This is a genomic window from Streptomyces sp. NPDC058240 (genome assembly GCF_042882135.1).
Taxonomy (GTDB): domain Bacteria; phylum Actinomycetota; class Actinomycetes; order Streptomycetales; family Streptomycetaceae; genus Streptomyces.
In genome coordinates this window covers 782,784-799,979 of the sequence record NZ_JBHVWT010000001.1, presented here as the reverse complement: position 1 = coordinate 799,979, position 17,196 = coordinate 782,784, and the positions used below count along the sequence as shown (strand labels likewise).

The window sequence follows — 17,196 nt, the reverse complement described above, 5'->3', positions numbered from 1 at the left end:
AGGTGGGATTCGTGCAGCGCTTTTCGCGCCTCGCGCCCCGGGTGTTGTGCACTCGTTATGCCTGCGCCCCACTCGTCCCGTCTGTCCCGACTTGGTTTCTGGGAGAGAACCGGCGCGCAGAGGTGGCTATACGCTTCAAAAAGGCGCCAAAATTGGGCATTCTTCGCATGTGGTGACCTTGGACGTACGGCCTCAGCTCATCGACGCACTTTCCGCCCTGCGCGACCGTGTCGCTGCCGTGCGTCTTCCACTCCCGCTGCCGGGGGCCGCGCGCGCCCGGCAGACCCGGAGCGAGCTGCTCGCCCAGCTCGACGACTATCTGCTTCCCCGGCTCAGGGATCCTGAAGCGCCCCTGCTCGCGGTCATCGGCGGGTCGACCGGGGCGGGGAAGTCGACGCTGGTCAACTCGCTGGTGGGACGACCGGTCAGCGAGGCCGGGGTGCTGCGGCCGACCACCCGGACACCCGTGCTCGTCTGCCATCCGGATGATCACCACTGGTTCGCGGGAGTGCGCGTACTGCCGCAGCTGACCCGGGTCTGGCTGCCGCCGGAGGAGTCCGGGGAGCCGGGCCGGTGCGACGACCTCGACGGGCCCGACGGACTGGACGGGAGCGAGGAGAAGGACGGAACCGCGTTGCGGGTCGAGACCTCGCCCGGACTGCCGCGCGGGCTCGCGCTGCTCGACGCGCCCGACATCGACTCGCTCGTGGTGCGGAACCGGATGCTGGCCGCCGAGCTGATCTGCGCCGCGGATGTGTGGGTGATGGTGACCACGGCCTCCCGGTACGCGGACGCGGTGCCCTGGCATCTGCTGCGTACCGCCAAGCAGTACGACGCCTCGCTCGTCACCGTCCTCGACCGGGTGCCGCACCAGGTGATCGCCGAGGTGTCGCGGCAGTACGGGGCGCTGCTCACCCGGGCGGGCCTCGGCGAGGTGCCGCGCTTCACCATTCCCGAGCTGCCCGAATCGGCCGGTGGCGGCAGCGGGCTGCTGCCCACGACCGCCGTCGCCCCGCTGCGGGCCTGGCTCAGCCACCGCGCCCAGGACCCGGCGGCCCGTCAGCAGGCGGTCGGGCGTACGGCGGCCGGGGTCATCGACTCGCTGGACGTGCGGATGCCCGAGCTGGCCGGGGCGGTCGCGGCGCAGTACGCGGCGGCCGTGCGGCTGACCGGCGTGGTCGAGGACGCGTACCGCGCGGAAGGCGCCCGGGTCCGGCGCAGGCTGCGCAGCGGCGGCGTGCTAGCCGGGGACGCCCGGACCAGATGGCGCGGATACCCGCTGTACAGCACCTCCGGGGAACTCCTCGAAGCGCTGGTCGAAAGCCTTTCCGCACTCCTGCAGTGCGCCGTGGCCGCCGCCGACGAACAGATCCGTACGACCTGGCAACGCGAGCCCGCGGCCGGGGAGTTCGGCTTCGAGGACGTCGGCCGGGAGGCCGGGGGATGGGGACCCGCCGAGGACATCCGGGGCCGGATCACCATGGCCGTACGGCGTTGGTGGCGGGTCCTGGAGGAGCTGGCCGAGGAAGAGGTGCGCCGTCCGGAACGCAATGCCGCGCCCGACGCCGAGACCGTGGCGGCGCTGCTGGCCGCCGCACTGCTCGGCGGCCGCCGCACCCGGGGCGCCGGGGAGCAGCTCGCCGAACGGATCGGCGCCCAGGGCGCGCTGCGGCTGCGCGACAAGGGCGGGGTGCTGCTCACCGACTGTCTCGACCGGGTGCTGAACGGCGAGCGCGACCGGCGGCTCGCACCGCTCGACGCGCTCGACGTGGCTCCGGAGCCGCAGGCCGAACTGATCGCCGCGCTGTCCGTACTGCAGAAGGAGAGGTGGCAGCGATGACTGCCGTCACTGACGAGGGAACCGGCCGGATCGGGAGTCCCGCATCCCACGAGGACCGGGACACGGACGGGCGGGGCCGGACCCCGGAGGCGGGCCGGGTCCCCGTGGCGGGCCGGATCCCGGAGGCGGGACGGGACTGGAACGACGGGCTCATCGCCCGGCGGGCGGCGGCCAAGGCGGCGGACCCGGAGCCCGGGACCGCCCTGGACGACGACGCACGGCCGCCCCAGGTCGAGGCCTACGTGCCTTCCGGTGGCCCGCTCCGGCCGCGGCTCGACGCGCTGCGTGAACTCGTCGGGCTGTCCAGGGCCCGGCTCGACGGCGACACCCTCGCCGAAGCGGGACGTGTGCTCGACGAAGCGGCGGCCCGGCAGCGGCTCTCCTCCCGGCACACCGTCGTCGCCATCGCCGGGGCCACCGGCAGCGGCAAGTCGACGCTCTTCAACACCCTCGCGGGCGCCCAGATCTCCGACGCCGGGCTGCGCAGGCCGACCACCGCCGCCCCCATCGCCTGCTCCTGGACCGACGGGGCCGCCGGACTGCTCGACCGGCTCGCCATTCCCGGACGGCTCAGGCGCAGGCCGCAGCAGGGCGGGGCGGACACCGACGAGGCGCTCCAGGGCCTCGTCCTCGTCGACCTGCCCGACCACGACTCGGCGGCGACCGAACACCGGGAGCAGGTCGACCGGGTGCTCGCGCTGGTCGACGCGGTGATCTGGGTGGTCGACCCGGAGAAGTACGCGGACGCGGCCCTGCACGAGCGCTATCTGCGGCCGCTCGCCGGGCACGCCGAGATCACCTTCGTCGTCCTCAACCAGATCGACCGGCTGCCGGGCGACGCAGCCGACCAGGTCCTCGACGATCTGCGCCGGCTGCTCGACGAGGACGGCATGGCGCTCGGCGAACACGGCGAACCGGGCGCCACCGTCATGTCCCTGTCCGCGCTCACCGGCGACGGCGTCGGCGAACTGCGCGAGGTGCTCGGCCGGTTCGTCCAGGAGCGCACCGCGGCGGCGCGCCGGCTCTCCGCGGACGTGGACGCCGCCGCGGCCAGGCTCCGCCCGGTGTACGTGGCCGAGGGGCGCCCCGGTCTCGGGGAAGGGGCCCGCGAGGAGTTCGCCGACCGGCTGGCGGAAGCCGTCGGGGCGGCCGCGGCGGGCCAGGCGGCCGAGCGCGAGTGGCGCAGGAACGCCGGACGGGCGTGCGGTACGCCGTGGCTGCGGCTGTGGCGCTGGTACGAGTCCACCCGGCGGCCCGGAAGCCTGGAGCGCCCGGCGCAGCCCGAGCCCCCCGAGGAGCAGCTCACCGCCCGGCAGTGCGTCGAGCAGGCGGTAAGGACGGTGGCGGACGAGGCAGCCGACGGGCTGCCGGGCCCCTGGGCGCAGGCGGTCCGCGAGGCCGCGGTGCACGGTGCGGACGGGCTGCCGGAGGCGCTCGACGCGCTGGCGGAAAGGGCCGGCGCCGAGCACGCCCCGGCCGGTTCGGCGGTGGTGGCGACGGGCGTGGCCGGGGCCTCCGGCGTGGCGCACAGCGGCCGTGTGGGCGGGAGGCCGCCGCGGCCGAAGTGGTGGCCCGCCGCGGTGCTGGCGCAGGCGTCGATGACCTTGCTGCAGATCTTCGGCGGTCTCTGGCTGGTCGGCCAGATCGTCGGCGTACTCGAACCGGGATTCCTCACGCCCGCCCTGGTGATGCTGGCCGGGGTCGTCGGCGGTCCCCTGGTGGAGTGGTCGTGCGCGGCCGCGGCACGTGGGCCGGCGCGGCGGTACGGGCAGGAGGCCGAGCGGCAGTTGCGCGAGGCGGCGGCGGCCTGCGGCCGGGCCCGGGTGCTCGATCCGGTGGCCGCCGAACTCGTGCGGTACCGCGAGGTGCGGGAGAGGTACGCGGCGGTGACGGAGATTTCCACAACCGGCGGGTAGTCCACAGGCCCCAGCAGGATTTCCGCCTCCCCTTCAACCTGGGATCAGCGACCGCGTGGACGCGATCGCTGATCCGAAGGCCGAAGGGGAGGCGGAGTCATGAACGACACCTTGGTGACACTGGTGGGCAACGCGGCGACGGGCGTGGAGTTCCGGGAGACCGCGACCGGCGGAATGGCGCGATTCCGGTTCGCGGTGACGCCGCGCCGCTGGGACCGCGAGAAACAGCTCTGGACGGACGGGCACACCAGCTTCTACACCGTATGGGCCTGGCGGACTCTGGCCTTGAACCTGTCCGGTTCCGTTTCCGTCGGGGAACCACTGGTGGTCCACGGCAGGCTGAAGGTGCGCGAGGAGGAACGGGAGGGGCAGCGCCGGACGTTCGTGGACATCGAGGCGGTCGCGGTGGGCCACGATCTGACGCGGGGGACTGCCGCGTTCCGGCGGGTGATGAGGGGGGAACCCGCGCTGACGGCACGGGTGGGGAGCGTGGACAGGGCGGGCGGACCCGGGGCGGGCGGACCGGAAGGGGGTACCGGGACGGAGGGGTTCGCCGGGCCGGACGGCCCCGGTGAGTCCCGGGAGCCGGACCGTTCCAGGAGCAGGCGGTCGACGGGGCGTCAGAAGGCCGCGCAGGAGCTCGCGTCGGTGCCGTGACGGGTCGAGAACGAGCCGGGGAGACGAACGCGAGTGATACCGGCGATAACGATTCCGATTCGGAATGGTTGTACGACGGTATGACGGGGGACTGTTCATCGCTTCGTCCTTAGGATTCCCCAGTACTCACGGGGCACTTGAGTCGACTGGCGGGGCAGTCCCCACACGCGCATCAGGCGCGAAGGGTCCCGCCCGGAGGGGAATTCTGTGTTTTCTGCTTCTTCAGCGACCGCTTCGTCGTCCTTGGGGGCGACGGCCAATTCTCCACGGCGGCGCGGCATAGCCCGGCTGGCCGCATCAGTGGTGGCATCCGGTCTGGTCATGGCAGGCGCCCTCGTCGGCGCGGGCAGCGCGGTCGCCGACGAGACGCCGCAGCACCAGGGCGGCGCGGCCGCGGTGCTGGACGGGTTGAAGACCTTCGACCGCGCCGTACTCCACGCGGACGGCAGGAACCAGGAGCTGCCCGCCGGCCTCTTCGAGATGACCGTCGACGGCGGCGGCCAGCTCAAGACGTACTGCATCGACATCCACAACCCCACCCAGGACCAGGCGAAGTACCTGGAGACCCCCTGGAACCAGACCTCGCTCGGCAGCAACAAGAACGCCGGCAAGATCCGCTGGATCCTGGAGCACTCCTACCCGCAGGTCGACGACCTCGCGGCGCTCGCCAAGGAGGCCGGCACCGGGCCGCTCACCGAGAAGACCGCGGCGGCGGGCACCCAGGTCGCCATCTGGCGCTACTCGGACAATGTCGACGTCGAGGCCTCCGACGCCCAGGCCGAGAAGCTCGCCGACTGGCTGGAGCACAGCGCCGTCGACCAGGCCGAGCCCAAGGCGTCCCTCGCCCTGGACCCGGCCGCGGTCTCCGGCAAGTCCGGTGAGCGGCTCGGCCCGGTCACCGTCCGTACCAACGCCGGCCAGGTCTCCGTGACCCCGCCCGCCGACGCCGCCAGCGGTGTCAAGGTCACCGACAAGGCCGGCAAGCCCGTCACCGCCGCGGCCAACGGAGCCGAGCTCTACTTCGACGTGCCGGACGGCGCCGCCGACGGCACCGCCTCGCTGACGGTCCAGGCCACCACCTCGGTGCCGGTCGGCCGGGCCTTCGCCGGTGTGACCAAGAGCCAGACCATGATCCTGGCCGGCTCCAGCGAGACCACGGTCTCCGCGACCGCCACCGGGACCTGGGCCAAGAAGGGCGCGATCCCGGCCGTCTCGGCGAAGAAGAACTGCGCCAAGGGCGGCGTGGACGTCACCGCCGCCAACGAGGGCGACGAGGCCTTCACCTTCGAGCTGGCCGGTGTGAAGCACACCATCGAGGCGGGCAAGTCCGAGACGATCACCGTCCCGGTCGCCGAGGACCAGGCGTACGACTTCACGGTCACCGGCCCCGGTGGCTTCACGAAGACGTTCAAGGGTGTCCTGGACTGCAAGACCAGTGGCAGCGCCACGGGCGGCACCGAGACCCAGACCGGCGGGGACAAGACCCCGGCCACGTCCGGCGGCAGCTCCTCGACCGGTGGCTCGGGCGACCTCGCCGAGACCGGTGGCTCCAGCGCCACCCCGGTCATCGCGGGCGTTGCCATCGCTCTCGTCGTCGTCGGCGGCGGCGCGGTCTTCCTCCTCCGCAAGCGCAAGGCCCAGCCCTCCGCGCAGTGACCCCGTACCACCCCTCCGCAGATTGACGGCGGAGTGACGAACGACGGGCGGACGGTCACGTCCACCCGATGACGGCCCCGGCACGCAGACGCGTGCCGGGGCCGTCGCATGCCGGGAGGTGGGGTTCAACTGCCGGAAAATGACAGGCGGTTGAGGCATCCGCAGGGGACCATTGGGCCCGAAGCGGGCCACCGGATCCGGGGGGCCGGTCCGCCCTGTGCGCATCGCCACGGCGATGCCGGATGATGGGGGATGTCCGAGTGAATCTTCGAAGAACCATCGCCGTCGTGTTCAGCGCGGCACTGTCGGTCGTCGTGCTCGTGGCACCGGTCGGTGCGCAACCGGTGCAGACCGGCGCCACGACCACCTACCAGATCAACGCACGGCACGACGGCAGCCTCGTCGATACCGCCGTGGGAGCGCCGCCGCTCAGCCAGAAGTGGTCCCGCGACCTGGGCGGGAACGTCTCCTACCCCATCGTGGCCGGCGGGCGCGTATTCGCCACCGCCGCCTCGCCGGACGGGCACGGCACCGTCCTCCACGCCATCGACGCGGCCACGGGCGAGAACGCCTGGGCGCCCGTCGACCTCGGTGGCACCTACTCGTGGTCCGCGCTCGCCTACGGGGGCGGTCGGCTCTACGCCCAGAACTACGACGGCGTACTGACCGCGTTCAACCCGGCCACCGGAGCGAAGATCTGGACCGCCACGCTGGTCCCGCAGTACTCCTTCACCTCGCCGCCCACCTTCGCCGGCGGTGTGGTGTACACGGGCGGCGCCGGCTCGGGCGGCACCCTGTACGCGGTGGACGCGGCCGACGGCGCCGTGCTCTGGACCCAGCCCGTCGCGAACGGGGACAACAGCTCGCCCGCCGTCACGGCCAACGGGGTCTACGTCTCCTACGCCTGCGAGCAGACGTACGCCTTCGACCCCAAGTCGGGCAACCCGATCTGGCACCACCGGACGGACTGCTCCGGCGGCGGGGGCCGCACCCCTGTTCTCGCCGACGGCGGAGTCTGGGTCCGCGACGCCGCCGGGATGACCCCCTCGGTCCTCAACGCCACCGACGGGCAGGTCCGCGGCACCTACGAGGCCTCCGGCCGGTCGCCCGCCCCGGCCTTCGACGGCCGCCAGGGCTACTTCGTCGATGACGGTGTCCTCCAGGAACGACACAGCCGCACCCTGGCCACCCGCTGGAAGTTCGAGGGCGACAGCCAGATCAGCACGGCTCCGATCGTCGTCAACGGCTACGTCTACGTCGGCTCCCGGACGGGCCGGCTGTGGGCGCTCAACGGAGCCACCGGTCAGTCCGTCTGGTCCACCGACGTCGGCGCGCCGATCAACGAGCCCGACGAGCAGAACGTGTCCGAGCCCCTGACCGGCCTCGGCGCGGGCGGCGGACTCGTGGTGGTTCCGGCCACCCACCTGCTGGTCGCCTACGCGCAGTGAGGAACGGGTGTGGTCGCCGGCCCCGGCGACCACACCCCGGCCCGGCCGCCGGTGGCCCGTCAGTGATCAGTGACGACGACCGGTGACTGATCGGCTACGGGCGGGGACGGCGAAGGGGCAGGTCACGGGTTCCGGGTGATACGGGTTTCCATCCCGGGATGGACGTCAGGCAAGATGGGGTGTATCTGCCCACACATCGATTGCCGGACGGTTTCTCTTGGCTGAGTACATCTACACGATGCGCAAGACGCGCAAGGCGCACGGCGACAAGGTGATCCTTGACGACGTCACGCTGAGCTTCCTGCCCGGGGCGAAGATCGGTGTGGTGGGTCCCAACGGTGCCGGTAAGTCCACGGTGCTGAAGATCATGGCGGGCCTGGAGCAGCCCTCCAACGGTGACGCGTTCCTGTCGCCCGGTTTCAGCGTCGGCATCCTCATGCAGGAGCCGCACCTCGACGAGACCAAGACGGTCCTGGAGAACGTCCAGGACGGCGCCGCCGAGGTCATGGGCAAGCTCAAGCGCTTCAACGAGGTCGCCGAGCTCATGGCGACCGACTACTCCGACGCGCTCATGGACGAGATGGGCAAGCTCCAGGAGGACCTGGACCACGCCAACGCGTGGGACCTGGACGCCCAGCTGGAGCAGGCCATGGACGCGCTGGGCTGCCCGCCCGGCGACTGGCCCGTCGTCAACCTCTCCGGTGGCGAGAAGCGCCGCGTCGCGCTCTGCAAGCTGCTGATCGAGGCCCCCGACCTGCTGCTCCTCGACGAGCCCACCAACCACCTCGACGCCGAGTCGGTCAACTGGCTGGAGCAGCACCTCTCGAAGTACGCGGGCTGCGTCATCGCCGTCACGCACGACCGGTACTTCCTGAACAACGTCGCCGAGTGGATCCTCGAACTCGACCGCGGCCGCGCCATCGCCTACGAGGGCAACTACTCCACGTACCTGGAGAAGAAGCAGGCCCGCCTCAAGGTCGAGGGCCGCAAGGACGAGAAGCGCGCCAAGCGGCTCAAGGACGAGCTGGAGTGGGTCCGCTCCAACGCCAAGGGCCGGCAGACCAAGTCCAAGGCTCGTCTCGCCCGTTACGAGGAGATGGCGGCCGAGGCGGACAAGATGCGGAAGCTGGACTTCGAGGAGATCCAGATCCCGCCGGGCCCGCGGCTCGGTTCCATCGTCGTCGAGGTCGAGAACCTCTCGAAGGCCTTCGGCGACAAGGTCCTCATCGACGACCTCTCGTTCACGCTGCCGCGCAACGGCATCGTCGGCATCATCGGTCCGAACGGCGCCGGCAAGACCACGCTGTTCAAGATGATCCAGGGCCTGGAGACCCCGGACACCGGCTCGATCAAGGTCGGCGACACGGTCAAGATCTCCTACGTCGACCAGTCCCGCGCCAACATCGACCCGAAGAAGACCCTCTGGGCCGTCGTCTCGGACGAGCTGGACTACATCAACGTCGGCCAGGTCGAGATGCCCTCGCGGGCCTACGTCTCCGCGTTCGGCTTCAAGGGCCCGGACCAGCAGAAGCCGGCCGGCGTCCTCTCCGGTGGTGAGCGCAACCGCCTCAACCTGGCGCTGACGCTCAAGGAGGGCGGCAACCTGCTGCTCCTCGACGAGCCCACCAACGACCTCGACGTCGAGACCCTGTCCTCGCTGGAGAACGCCCTCCTGGAGTTCCCGGGCGCCGCAGTGGTCATCTCCCACGACCGCTGGTTCCTGGACCGCGTCGCCACGCACATCCTGGCGTACGAGGGCGACTCCAAGTGGTACTGGTTCGAGGGCAACTTCGAGTCGTACGAGAAGAACAAGGTCGAGCGCCTCGGCGCGGACGCGGCCCGCCCGCACCGTGCCACGTACAAGAAGCTCACGCGAGGCTGATCGTCTTGGCTCGTCACATCTACAACTGCCCGCTGCGCTGGTCGGACATGGACGCCTTCGGCCATGTGAACAACGTGGTCTTCCTCCGCTACCTGGAGGAGGCGCGCATCGACTTCATGTTCCGGCTGGCGCCGGGGGACGGTTCGCCGTCCTTCTCGGGCGGCTCCGTCGTGGCCCGGCACGAGATCGACTACGTACGGCCGCTGGTCCACCGGCACGAGCCGGTGACCGTCGAGTCGTGGGTCACGAAGATCGGCGCGGCGTCGCTGACGATCGCGTACGAGGTCAAGGACCCGGACCAGGTCTACGTACGGGCCTCGACCGTCGTCGTGCCGTACAACCTGGCCGAGGAGCGGCCCCGGCGGATCTCCGCCGAGGAGAAGCTCTACCTCCAGCAGTACCTGGCCGAGGAGCCGGCCGCAGCATGACGGTTCCCGTACGGTCGCTGGAGTTCGCCGACCCGAGGGAGGCCGCGGATCTCGCGGCCTTCCTCGGCCGGCTGCTCCATTACGACCGGGCCGCCGCGGTGCGGATGCAGGCGGGCGGCGGTGCGCTGGCCGTGTTCGGCAGGCCGCCGTCGTTCGAGGTCCTGGCGATCCGGGCGGCGCGGCTGGCCGTGCCGGACGACTTCGACATCACCGTGTCCGCCGGTGAACTCCTCGAATCCCTCGACGTCGAGGGCACGGCAGCCGGTTCGGGCACCCTGCCCGCACCCGTCACCGGGCCGCCGTGGACGGGTGTCCTCCCGCCCCGCGGGGGCTGGCACGAACTGCCGGGCCTGCCCGACCCGGTCTCCCTGCGCACAGCGGTCACCGCCGCGGTGGCGGAGTTCCGCTCCCGCGACGAGGCCCTGCCCGAGGGCCGCCGCACCCGGGCCGAGCGGGACCTGATCGGCCGTGAGATCTGGTCGCGCACGGTCGCCGGCACCGAACTTCCGCTGCGGGCCGTGCACGCCGCCCAGTCCCTCGGCTTCCTCCGCCCGGCGCCGGACTTCCCGGTCGCCCTGCTCGCGGCAGGAGCCTGGCTGCGGCTGCGCACCCCGTTCGGCTCCATCGCCCTGCGCGGCCCGGACAGCGGGCTCGGCACGCTCGCGGTGACGGTGGGCGCGGGCTGAGCGACCGGCCCGACGACAGGACTTGTCCGGACGGACTGACTGACTGGCAGGACCTAACCGGTCAGGGCCCTGTTCACCAGCCGGAGCGCGGCCAGGTCCTGGGCGTCCTGTGCCGGGTCGCCCATCCGCAGGGTGAACGTGGCGCTGGTCGCGGCCCGCGCACCGTCCGGCGTCACCCCGCTCTCGGAGACGATCCCCAGATGGGTTCCGCCGTGGAACCAGATCCCGCCGCGGCTCCCGGCCACCGGGCGCCAGGCGATGCCCAGTCCGTAACGGACGCCCGGCGCCGCACTCCAGTCCTGGGCCACGACCGTCTCCTTCATCGCGGCCAGCTGGGCCGGGCGCAGCAGCCGGCCGCTCATCAGGGCGCGCAGGAAGACACCGTGGTCGTGGGTGGTGCTGATGACGGAGCCGTCCGCCCCGCCGCCGGACGCCAGCGTCGTGTCGGTCGGCCGGGCGCAGCCGGGGAACCAGGTGTACGAGGTGGCCGTGGGGCGGGGGACGTACGGCGAGGTTCCCGGTGTGAACGTGTGGCGCAGGCCCAGGGGTTCGATGATCCGGTCGTGGATCTCCTGCGCCCAGGAGTTGCCGGTCACCTGCTCGATGATCAGGCCCGCCACCACGTAGTTGGTGTTGGAGTAGCCCCAGCGCCGTTCCCGGTCGGGGTGTTCGGCGTCCGGTACCCACAGGGGCGGCCGGCTCAGAGCCGCCTTCAGCTGGTCCTCGGGGGCCGTGGTGCGGAACCGCGACCGGCGGTAGCCGTCCGGGGTGAACGCATCGGCCGAGTCCGGTGAGACGGCGAGATAGTCGTTCAGCCCGCTGGTCTGGCGCAGCAGATCGGCGACCGTGATCCTGCGGCCGTCGTTGCCGTTGCCCCGCACGGCGCCGGGCAGCCACCGCTCGACGGTGTCCGTGAGCGCGAGCCGCCCCTCGCCGGCCAGTTGGAGGGCGAGCGTGGCCGTGAAGGTCTTGGTGTCGCTGCCGAGCCGGTAGTAGGCGTCCCAGGGCACCGGGTGGTGCGGGGCCCGCAGGTCGGCGGATCCGGCGCGGGCCGTCGTCCGGCCGTGGGCGTTCTGCACCTCGGCCAGTACGCCGGTGGCGCCGGTGGCCCAGATCGCGTCCACATCGGTCTGGAGACGGCCGCGGAGGCCGGGGGAGCGGTGGGGTGCGGCGGCCGTCGCCGCGGGTCCGGACGCTCCGGTGAGCAGGGCGGCCGCCGTGGCCGCCAGGCCCGTACGTCTGCTGATCACCGGTCCTCCCCGGTGCGGGGGCAGGTCAGGTCGGCGCCGGGCAGCGTGCCGTCGCGCAGATAGCCGTTGACGGCTTCGTCGGCGCAGGGGACGGGGGTGAGGCCGTCGAGTCCGCGCCCGTACACCCCGTGCGAGCGGATGTCCGCCGTCACCAGCCGCGAACCGGTCAGCCGGTGGTGCAGAGCCAGTGCCCCTTCGTAGGGGACGTTGTTGTCGCGCCGGGCCTGGAGCATCAGCACGGGTACGTCGTTGCCGATCACCGTGGCGGGTTCACGGGATGTGCTCGTCCAGAACGCGCACGGGGCCATCATGCTGTTGACGATCGGGCCGAAGACGGGCTGGGCGGCGCGGCTGCGCTCCATGTTCTTCCAGTACGTCTCCGGGTTCTTGGGCCAGCCACCGGCCGGCCAGCCGTTGTCGCCGCACATGAAGAGGGCCCCGCCCAGCATGCTGTCCGCCAGCTCGGGCGACGCGAGCAGTTCGAGCATGGCGGCGAGCTCCGGACCGGGCTCGACCGGCCTGCCCGCGGCGGCATCGGTCAGGTCGCGCACCGTACCGGCGAGCGCCGGGTCGTGCTCCTCGTGCTGGATGAGCTGCCTCAGCACCAGCCGCAGCAACGGCGCGTCGAGCCGGATGCCGGAGACGGTGACCGGGCGCTGCTCGGCCCCGTCGAGCAACTGCTGGACATTCGACCGCACTTGGGCGGGTGTCCTGCCGAGCCGGTAGGTGCCGTCGTGCCGTGCGGTCCATCCGGCCCAGGCGTCCAGTGCCTCTTCGAGCGGCCTGCCCGCCCGCTGGAAGAGTTCGTACTGGGTGGCCGTCGGGTCGGTCGAGGAGTCGATGACGATGCGGTCGGCGCGGTGGGGGAACATCTGGGTGTAGACCGCGCCCAGATCGGCACCGTACGAGACGCCGTAGTACGACAGTCTGCGCTCGCCCAGCGCCGCGCGGATCGCATCCATGTCGCGGGCGACGTTCCTGGACGTGGCGTGCGGGAGGAGCCGTGCGTTGTCCCCGTGCTCCTCGCAGCGGCGTGCGGTGTCGTGGGCGGACCGTACCGACCGCTCGAAGTCCTCGCGGCGGGTCGTGGTCGGGCCGGGCGCGGGCGTCGGGGCGGCGGGGGCGCAGGCGATGGGGCTGGACTCGCCGAGGAAGCGGGGATCGAAGCCGATCAGGTCGTAGCGGTCCGCCACATCCTTCAACGCGGGTCGCAGGTAAAGAGTGTTGGCGAGTCCGGTGCCGCCCGGACCGCCCGGGTCGGACAGCAGGACGCCCCGCCGCTTCCCGTGCTTCGCGCCGGCCTCGATGCGGGAGATCGCGATCTCGATCGTCGGGCCGCCGGGGTCGGAGTAGTCGAGGGGAACGGTCACCTTCGCGCACTGTGCGCCCGCCTCGTTCAGCTCCTGCTGCTGCGGCGAGCAGGGGCCCCAGACAAGCCGCTGGTGGGCGGGTGCGGCGGGGGTGGCGGGGGTGGCCGACGCGGGCACGCCGCCCGCGAGTAAGCCGGTCAGGCCGAGACCGGCGGTGAGCAGTGGGGCGACGCGCATCGTGCTCCTCGGATCAGGCGGATGACTCCCGCACGACGCTAGGGGCGTACGCGGTGCGAGAACATCGGGCCACCCGGCCGAAGCGACCTGGGGCCAGCACCACCAACACCCTTCACGGGCGCGGCTGGTCGTCCGGCCAGACCCCGATGTGGTCGTGTTCCAGCTCCAGCATCACGCGGTGCTCCATCCCGAGCGCCTCCGTGTAGTCGGCGGGCAGTTGCAGCCGGCCCGCCCGGTCGAGCATCGCGTACTCCCGGGCCACCTGGGACTCCAGGCCCGTCGCGGCGTCGACCTCGGTGCGGCGCAGCACCTCGGAGGAGGTACGGCCGTCGCGGATGGCGACCGTGCGGCGGACCTCGTCGGCCACCGCCTGGTCGTGCGTGACGATCACGATCGTGGTGCCGAGCTCCCCGTTGGCGCGGCGGAACGCCGCGAAGACCTGCTCGCCGGTGGCCGAGTCGAGCTCGCCGGTCGGTTCGTCGGCGAGCAGCACCGACGGGTTGTTGGCCAGCGCGACCGCGATCGCCACCCGCTGCTGCTGGCCGCCGGAGAGCTGCTGCGGGCGCCGGTCGCGGCAGTCCGCGACCTCCAGGATCCGGAGCAGTTCTTCGGCGCGGGCGGCCCGTTCGGCACCCCGGGCCCGGCCCCGGCCGCGCAGCTGCATCGGCAGGGTGACGTTCTGGATGGCGGTGAGGTACGGGAGCAGATTGCGGGCGGTCTGCTGCCAGACGAACCCGACGACGTCCCGCCGGTAGCGGAGCCGTTCCTTCGGCCCCATCGACAGCAGATCGCAGCCCGCCACCTTCGCCGAACCGGCCGTCGGCACATCGAGGCCCGCCAGGATGTTCATCAGGGTCGACTTGCCGCTGCCCGACGCGCCGACCAGCGCCATCAACTCGCCCTCGGTGACCAGGAGATCGAGGCCCTGGAGGGCCTGCACCTCCACCCCGTCCGCCGAGAAGATGCGGACCAGCCGGTCGCACGCGATCAGCGCGTCGTGCCCGTACGAGGGCCGGTCGCGGCGCGTCGCGGCGCGCTGTTCGAGCTCGGCGAGCGTGGTGTCGGGCGACGTCATCGGGGGTCTCCTGACCTGAGTTCGGTGATCGGTCCGCGGCGGCCGGCCCACCAGGCCTGGACGGCGGCCACCACGGCGGTGAGGACGACCACGCCGAGCGCCGGGAGCGTCAGCGACCACGGGTCGGCCCGCAGCGGAGCGGTGTCGAGTGCGGTGGAGCCGGGCCCGGCGGAGAGCGCCAGGCCCAGCAGATCGACGCCCGGCGCCAGCAGGGCGATCGTCGCCCAGCCGACGAGCACCCCGCCGAAGGCCGCCAGCAGGGCCTGCGGCAGCGATTCGAGGCCGAGCAGCCGCCTGCCCTGCCGGGAGGTGAGGCCCATGGTCCGCAGCCGGGACAGCAGGGCCGTGCGTTCCGGGGCGGTCCGCAGCAGCGACAGCAGCACGGCGATCAGGGCGTAGCCCGCGCCGGCCGCGATCGCCGCCGCGTAGATCGCCCAGGCACCCCGCTGCATGGGGGTGTCGACGAACGCCGCGCGCTCCTCCGAGCGCAGCCGTACGGAGAAGCCCTCGCCCGCGTGCCGTGCCGCCGCCCGCAGCGCCTTCGCGTCCGGGGAACCGCCGGTGACCAGCAGGGTGGTGGTCTGCTTGCGGGTCAGCGACGCGGCGTCGACGATCAGGAAGTCGCTGTCGGGGACGGCGGCGGTGCGCGGGACGACGCCGGCCACCCGCACCGTGAGGTCCCCGGCCGGCGTGGACAGCTCGCGCGGCCGGTCGCCGAGCTCCGCGGCGACGGACGGCGACGCGATCACGGGCAGCACCGCGTCCTTCGACGGGGCGGCCCCCTTCGCCGCCGCGCCGCCCGCGGCCCTCAACCGGTCGGCGGGGAACGGGCCGAGGCCCGTCGACCGGGCCAGCCGGGCGTACGCCGCCGGGTCGACCCCCAGCACGGTGGCGCTCTTCATGCGGCCGTTCCCGTCCTGGTCGGCGGGCAGCGGCACGCCGGACACGACCTGGACCGCCGCCACCTCCCGTACGCCGTCCGCCGCCCGGACCTCACGGATCAGCCGCTCCGGCAGCGGCACGGCGTCGAGCACGCCGCTGATCCGGGCGTCCGCGCCGACCGTGTGCAGGGCCGCCCGGTCCCGCGCGTCCGCGACGCCCGCGAGCACCGAGCCGCCGAACGCCGCCGTGGTCAGCGCGAGCAGCAGCGCCAGCAGCGGCAGCGCGCCGCCCGCCGATCCCCGCCCGGCGCGGGCCAGCGACAGGAAGCCGACCGCACCGCGCCGCCGGGCGACGGCGCGCGAGGCGAGACGCAGCGGCAGCGGAAGGAGCCGTACCAGGACCAGGGCGGCGATCAGCCCGACGAGTACGGGGGCGGCGCTGACCAGCAGGTCGCTGCCGCCGTCGCCGCCCGTGCCGCGTCGGCGCAGGCCGACGACCGCGCCGACGGCCAGCACCAGCAGGGTGAGTTCGGCGACCGTGCGCTGCCGGGACGGGCGGGCGTCCATCAGGTCGTCGCGGGCTCCGGGCAGTCGCGGCCTGCGGTGCGGCAGCACCGAACCCAGCGGCAGGGCCAGGCAGACCAGCGCGGCGACGGCGGCCGGCCCGACGACGGAGGGCCACAGCCGGGCCCGGTCGAAGACCGCCACGGCGGTCAGCAGACCCAGTGCCGCCGCGGGCACCGCGATCACCACCGTCTCGGCGAACAGCCGGCCGCCGATGCCGCGCAGCGATCCGCCGCGCGCACGCAGCAGCGCCAGTTCGGCGCGGCGCCGCCCGCCGATCAGCCCGGCGATCATCAGCAGCACGACGCCCGCGACGGCCCCGATGCCCACGGCGGCGACCGTGACGACCGGGCCGATCGCCGTACGCAGGGTGTCGTACCCGGTGAGGATCTTGTCCAGATCGGTGGTGAAGGTGGCGTTGTCGCCGGCCACCGCGCGCATCCTGACCAGCCCGGGACCGCCCTCCAGCGAGGCGATCGACGAGCGCAGTCCCGTTACGTCGGAGGCGGTGAGGCCGGAGGCGTCCGGCGCGAACCGCCAGAACATCTCCGGCTCGCCCGTCGTGGCGAGCAGCGCGGGCGCGGCGTCCGGCGGCAGCAGGACGGCTGCGGTCCAGTAGTTGCGCGGGGGGTACAGATTCGGTTCGGGGACCAGTGCCGGGGTCCGGAGCAGCGGCTGGGCCGACCAGTAGGCCGTCCCGGGGTGCTTCGGGGCGACGATGCCGGTGATCCGGACGGTCAGCCGCTTCCCGTCCTGGGTCGCTACGGTGATGGCCGCGCCGGGCTTCGCGCGCAGCACCTTCGCCGTCTCCTCGGTGACCGCGCCCTCCACCTCGGCCGTGTTCTCGGTGACCTCGCCGCGGACGGCGGGCCATTTCCCGGCACGCAGGGTGGCGTGGCCCGGGAGGTCCGACAGGGTGGAGTAGCTCAGTTGGGGGTCGACGAGGTCCGGCCGCGGCAGCCAGCGGTCCTGCGCGGCGATCGGCTTGCCGGTGCGGAAGCCGTACGCGGAATCGGCGGTGCCGGGCAGCACCGCGGCGGGCAGCACGGACCGCACCTTGTGATGGACGGACGCCAGCGCCGTCTCGCGCACGGCCGCCTCACGCTCGTCCGGGGGGATCTGGAGTTCGGGCTGCGGATTGTTCAGCTCCAGCACACTGTGCCGGGGGTCCGCGGCGGCGATGTCGTGGCGCAGCCCCTCGTTCGCGTGCTGCTCGACGGCGCGCGGGAAGGCGGCCGCGAGGCACGAGGTCAGCAGTACGAGCAGGCCCAGCGCCCAGGCCGTGCCGGGAGCGGTGCGCAGCCGGGTACGGACCCAGGGCGCACCGGCGGGGGCGCCGCCGTCTCGAACGGAACGCGGAGTCATG

General features: G+C 72.8%; 12 protein-coding genes. 8 read left to right on the top strand and 4 right to left on the bottom strand.

The window, feature by feature from the left end:
* Window positions 1-178 precede the first annotated feature (178 nt).
* The 8 genes from ACFVX4_RS03550 (at window position 179) to ACFVX4_RS03515 (ending at window position 10,513) form a co-directional block, all read left to right on the top strand.
* On the top strand, window positions 179-1,840 hold the full coding sequence (locus ACFVX4_RS03550; protein WP_389972096.1) for a dynamin family protein: 1,662 nt from the start codon (window positions 179-181) through the stop codon (window positions 1,838-1,840).
* Window positions 1,837-3,756 carry a YfjP family GTPase gene (locus ACFVX4_RS03545; RefSeq protein ID WP_389971485.1) on the top strand — a complete coding sequence of 640 codons (1,920 nt, stop codon included), beginning with the start codon at window positions 1,837-1,839 and terminating at the stop codon, window positions 3,754-3,756. Before ACFVX4_RS03550 ends, ACFVX4_RS03545 begins: the two co-directional genes overlap by 4 nt.
* A 99-nt stretch (window positions 3,757-3,855) precedes the next feature.
* Entirely contained in the window at window positions 3,856-4,413 is a 558-nt protein-coding gene (locus ACFVX4_RS03540; protein ID WP_389971483.1) for a single-stranded DNA-binding protein, read from the top strand.
* A 207-nt stretch (window positions 4,414-4,620) separates the two neighbouring features.
* Window positions 4,621-6,069, top strand: coding sequence for a Cys-Gln thioester bond-forming surface protein (locus tag ACFVX4_RS03535; RefSeq protein ID WP_389971481.1), 1,449 nt, complete (start codon window positions 4,621-4,623; stop codon window positions 6,067-6,069).
* A gap of 260 nt (window positions 6,070-6,329) precedes the next feature.
* Complete coding sequence (locus ACFVX4_RS03530) at window positions 6,330-7,517, top strand: PQQ-binding-like beta-propeller repeat protein (protein ID WP_389971479.1); 1,188 nt, start codon at window positions 6,330-6,332, stop codon at window positions 7,515-7,517.
* A gap of 217 nt (window positions 7,518-7,734) precedes the next feature.
* The gene (gene ettA / locus ACFVX4_RS03525; protein ID WP_266690826.1) at window positions 7,735-9,399 is read left to right on the top strand and encodes an energy-dependent translational throttle protein EttA; all 1,665 of its coding nucleotides are present in this window, start codon (window positions 7,735-7,737) and stop codon (window positions 9,397-9,399) included.
* Window positions 9,400-9,404: 5 nt separating this feature from the next.
* Window positions 9,405-9,827, top strand: coding sequence for an acyl-CoA thioesterase (locus tag ACFVX4_RS03520; RefSeq protein ID WP_389971476.1), 423 nt, complete (start codon window positions 9,405-9,407; stop codon window positions 9,825-9,827).
* Window positions 9,824-10,513: a hypothetical protein gene (locus ACFVX4_RS03515; protein ID WP_389971474.1), complete on the top strand. Its 690-nt coding sequence runs from the start codon at window positions 9,824-9,826 to the stop codon at window positions 10,511-10,513. Before ACFVX4_RS03520 ends, ACFVX4_RS03515 begins: the two co-directional genes overlap by 4 nt.
* A 53-nt stretch (window positions 10,514-10,566) precedes the next feature.
* Here the strand turns inward: ACFVX4_RS03515 and ACFVX4_RS03510 are convergent, their stop codons facing one another.
* From ACFVX4_RS03510 to ACFVX4_RS03495, 4 genes are all read right to left on the bottom strand, one after another.
* Window positions 10,567-11,763 carry a serine hydrolase domain-containing protein gene (locus tag ACFVX4_RS03510; RefSeq protein WP_389971472.1) on the bottom strand — a complete coding sequence of 399 codons (1,197 nt, stop codon included), beginning with the start codon at window positions 11,761-11,763 and terminating at the stop codon, window positions 10,567-10,569.
* Entirely contained in the window at window positions 11,760-13,310 is a 1,551-nt protein-coding gene (locus ACFVX4_RS03505) for an alpha/beta hydrolase (RefSeq protein ID WP_389971470.1), read from the bottom strand. Before ACFVX4_RS03505 ends, ACFVX4_RS03510 begins: the two co-directional genes overlap by 4 nt.
* Before the next feature lie 112 nt (window positions 13,311-13,422).
* Window positions 13,423-14,385: an ATP-binding cassette domain-containing protein gene (locus ACFVX4_RS03500; protein ID WP_389971468.1), complete on the bottom strand. Its 963-nt coding sequence runs from the start codon at window positions 14,383-14,385 to the stop codon at window positions 13,423-13,425.
* Window positions 14,382-17,195 carry an FtsX-like permease family protein gene (locus ACFVX4_RS03495; RefSeq protein ID WP_389971466.1) on the bottom strand — a complete coding sequence of 938 codons (2,814 nt, stop codon included), beginning with the start codon at window positions 17,193-17,195 and terminating at the stop codon, window positions 14,382-14,384. Before ACFVX4_RS03495 ends, ACFVX4_RS03500 begins: the two co-directional genes overlap by 4 nt.
* Between the last annotated feature and the right edge of the window lies 1 nt (window position 17,196).

Coding starts and splice junctions, on each gene's coding strand:
- ACFVX4_RS03495 (WP_389971466.1), bottom strand. CDS start 17,195: ATGACTCCGCGTTCCGTTCGAGACGGCGGCGCCCCCGCCGGTGCGCCC.
- ACFVX4_RS03545 (WP_389971485.1), top strand. CDS start 1,837: ATGACTGCCGTCACTGACGAGGGAACCGGCCGGATCGGGAGTCCCGCA.
- ACFVX4_RS03500 (WP_389971468.1), bottom strand. CDS start 14,385: ATGACGTCGCCCGACACCACGCTCGCCGAGCTCGAACAGCGCGCCGCG.
- ACFVX4_RS03505 (WP_389971470.1), bottom strand. CDS start 13,310: ATGCGCGTCGCCCCACTGCTCACCGCCGGTCTCGGCCTGACCGGCTTA.
- ACFVX4_RS03515 (WP_389971474.1), top strand. CDS start 9,824: ATGACGGTTCCCGTACGGTCGCTGGAGTTCGCCGACCCGAGGGAGGCC.
- ACFVX4_RS03540 (WP_389971483.1), top strand. CDS start 3,856: ATGAACGACACCTTGGTGACACTGGTGGGCAACGCGGCGACGGGCGTG.